This window comes from Streptomyces sp. 13-12-16 (assembly GCF_002114215.1).
In the GTDB taxonomy this organism is placed as follows: domain Bacteria; phylum Actinomycetota; class Actinomycetes; order Streptomycetales; family Streptomycetaceae; genus Streptomyces.
On record NZ_NCTE01001511.1, the window covers coordinates 1 to 233 of the forward strand.

The following is a 233-nucleotide window of genomic DNA, read 5'->3' on the forward strand; positions in this document are numbered from 1 at the left end:
ACCGTCATCGCCTCCGGACGGCGGGGCCCGTCGACCACGCGTGCCGAGGAGGTGCACCTGCGGGACGACGACGGGATCGTCGCCGAGATGAAGCGGCTGAACGGCACCGCGGCGGGGGTCCTCGGCGACGAGGAGATCCTGCGCATGGCCCTGCCGGCGCTGCGCGGCGACTACCGCGCCATCGAGACGTACTCCTGCCCGCCGGACCGGACGGTGCGCTGCGGGATCACCGT

Annotated in this window: 1 protein-coding gene; it reads left to right on the plus strand. The window is 73.8% G+C overall.

What is annotated here, in order from left to right; all coding sequences use genetic code 11:
* Positions 1–233 (plus strand): thioesterase II family protein (locus B7767_RS45645; protein ID WP_256923814.1); only part of this gene is annotated, 233 nt, incomplete at both ends.